The sequence below is a fragment of the Vibrio sp. J1-1 genome, from assembly GCF_021728395.1.
Lineage (GTDB): Bacteria > Pseudomonadota > Gammaproteobacteria > Enterobacterales > Vibrionaceae > Vibrio.
The window spans coordinates 1-2,807 of the sequence record NZ_JAKKCM010000038.1; the positions used below are offsets into that span (position 1 = coordinate 1).

The 2,807-nt window shown below is 41.3% G+C and carries 4 protein-coding genes; all 4 read left to right on the forward strand.

Going from position 1 to position 2,807, the window contains the following annotated elements; translation table 11 throughout:
• Positions 1–223: 223 nt before the first annotated feature.
• The 4 genes from L3V31_RS21865 (at position 224) to L3V31_RS21880 (ending at position 2,575) form a co-directional block, all read left to right on the forward strand.
• On the forward strand, positions 224–418 hold the full coding sequence (locus L3V31_RS21865; RefSeq protein ID WP_237319320.1) for a hypothetical protein: 195 nt from the start codon (positions 224–226) through the stop codon (positions 416–418).
• Between the two features lie 257 nt (positions 419–675).
• The gene (locus L3V31_RS21870; RefSeq protein ID WP_237319322.1) at positions 676–1,176 is read left to right on the forward strand and encodes a lecithin retinol acyltransferase family protein; all 501 of its coding nucleotides are present in this window, start codon (positions 676–678) and stop codon (positions 1,174–1,176) included.
• Positions 1,177–1,366: 190 nt separating this feature from the next.
• Entirely contained in the window at positions 1,367–1,867 is a 501-nt protein-coding gene (locus L3V31_RS21875) for a lecithin retinol acyltransferase family protein (RefSeq protein ID WP_237319322.1), read from the forward strand.
• 132 nt (positions 1,868–1,999) lie between these two features.
• Positions 2,000–2,575 (forward strand): hypothetical protein, encoded by a 576-nt coding sequence (locus tag L3V31_RS21880; protein WP_237319324.1) that lies wholly within the window; start codon positions 2,000–2,002, stop codon positions 2,573–2,575.
• The last annotated feature ends 232 nt before the right edge of the window (positions 2,576–2,807 follow it).

Below are 2,807 nucleotides of genomic sequence, written 5' to 3' on the forward strand. Positions count from 1 at the left end.
CCATCGAGAAAATAGTCGTTGCAAGAAAATTTGCCTAACAAAGCGTTTAAGGGTGATTCCAAACGCTTGCCGGTTTCGCTTCGCTCAAGTATGGCAAGCGCTTGTCACACCTTAACGCAGCGTTAGCTGTCCAAACGCTGCAAGTATCAAACGAACTAATATTTAACAAAATTATAGCTTACATTTTATTTGAAATTGGTATGGTGAATCGATGAAGGTTTTTTTGGAAGACTACGAAGTAATTTTGTTGCCAGCTGCTCTTGGATTATTTGTTTATTTTACCCACGGCACGCCCGCATTTTATGCCGTTATTCCTCTGTTTGTCTTGATTTCGGTGAACGCAAATCAGGCAAGAAAATTGAAGCGCTTGGAAATTCAGGTTAGTGAAATGAAAGCTAAACTGAATGACGTTAAATAAAAGTCAGGTTTGAATGGTGAAGCAGATTTAGAGGAAAATGGTCGAGCTTAATGGTAGGCAGCTAACAAGGCATTTAAGACGGATTCCCAACGCTTGGCATTTTCGGTTTGATTCGACTTAAGTGTTTACGGCACAATGGTTTAGGTTAGGTGGCAGGCGTTGCTCACCACTTAATGCGGCGTTATGCCTTAATCGCTCTTGAATTAGAAATGTACACCCTCATATTAAGCTAGGTGTATATTAACGGAAAAGTAAAAATGGATTTTTCAACGATCAAACCTGGTGATGTTCTAGTTTCTAATTTTAGTATGGGCCCATTCCCATACCAGCATTGGGCATTGGTTTCAGACCAAAAGTGTTCTGACGGCTTTTATATGCTAATTTCGGCTTCAGAAAGAACGGGTACCGTAAAAGAAGAAAAAGTTGGTGTAGTTACTCAAGGTGCAAAAACATACCTTGCAGACATAAACTTACCTGTTTCTGTTGAACTCGCTATTCAAAATGCTCGTGCTCAAGTTGATGTTTGGAAATACTCAGTTACCGATAGAAATTGTGAGCAGTTTATTAATTTTGTTCTCGGACTTGGTATTACCTCAAAACAAGTGAAAACGGGGGTAGCTCTGGGAGCAACGGGAGCTTTGGCTACAGCGCTTTTGTCCGAAAAACCTACATGGTTCAAAATTCTAGGTGTTGCCGTTGCGTGTGCCGGTGTTGGCGTTGCAAGCGCAAAGGCGGCTGAGAAAAAAGAACAGGCATAACAAAGCATTTAAGAGTGATTCACAACGCTCGGCGCTTTCACTTCAAGCCAGTTTAGTGTTTACGGCGCAATGGTTTAGGTTAGGTGGTAGCGTTGCTCACACCTTAATGCGGCGTTATGCCTTAATCGCTCTTGAATTAGAAATGTACACCCTCATATTAAGCTAGGTGTATATTAACGGAAAAGTAAAAATGGATTTTTCAACGATCAAACCTGGTGATGTTCTAGTTTCTAATTTTAGTATGGGCCCATTCCCATACCAGCATTGGGCATTGGTTTCAGACCAAAAGTGTTCTGACGGCTTTTATATGCTAATTTCGGCTTCAGAAAGAACGGGTACCGTAAAAGAAGAAAAAGTTGGTGTAGTTACTCAAGGTGCAAAAACATACCTTGCAGACATAAACTTACCTGTTTCTGTTGAACTCGCTATTCAAAATGCTCGTGCTCAAGTTGATGTTTGGAAATACTCAGTTACCGATAGAAATTGTGAGCAGTTTATTAATTTTGTTCTCGGACTTGGTATTACCTCAAAACAAGTGAAAACGGGGGTAGCTCTGGGAGCAACGGGAGCTTTGGCTACAGCGCTTTTGTCCGAAAAACCTACATGGTTCAAAATTCTAGGTGTTGCCGTTGCGTGTGCCGGTGTTGGCGTTGCAAGCGCAAAGGCGGCTGAGAAAAAAGAACAGGCATAACAAAGCATTTAAGAGTGATTCACAACGCTCGGCGCTTTCACTTCAAGCCAGTTTAGTGTTTACGGCGCAATGGTTTAGGTTAGGTGGTAGCGTTGCTCACACCTTAATGCGGCGTTATAACGAGGAGGTAACTTGGCAATATCTGACAGTAACCCTGATAGAAGAAATCTGGTAGTTCTATCAACATCTATAGTGCTTTATTTTCTCGCCGGTGGTGAGCTCATCGATGATAATGTTCGATTACAGGTCATAAATGTCCATTTCAACAAACCTGAGGTACTTGTATATTTTGTGTGGGGCTTACTCGCATGGTTTACTTACCGCTATTGGATAAATTACAAGGGTTCATGGAAAGACGGCTACTACACTGAGATAGGCTCTGAAATTTCATCAAAGATATGCTATCGGTATATGGTCAAAAAATTTAGCCTATCGGATAACTTTGAGAATTCATATTACCCAGACAGGCATTGGCTATATGTTTCTGGTGATAGTATGGCTAAGTCAATTGCATTTTGCCATGTATATAAGTTAGAAAGTGGACAACAAAAGTCAGAAAGTAGAAGTATCGAGTCTGTTGCGGACAGGTTTATGATTTTTATGTGTACGGCTGTTATTTTTGTAAAGGAGCCGAGCCTTTCTACTTACTTTATGCCATATGTATTCGCCCTTGTCGCGACAATTTTAGGCGTCAGCTCATCGTTATAACAAAGCATTTAAGACGGATTCCCAACGCTTGGCAATTTGGGTTTTGCTTCAATTTTATTGTTTACGGCACAATACTTTAGGTTCGGTGGTCTGCGTTGCTCACCACTTAATGCGGCGTTAGGCGCAGTGAGAAATTTCGTGGGTCATATCTCTAATTTCTCTCCGGCCATTCGCTCCAGTTTTTCGGCAATCTGGCTTTATCTTCCCAAGTTCTTGAATCACTCAATCCGTA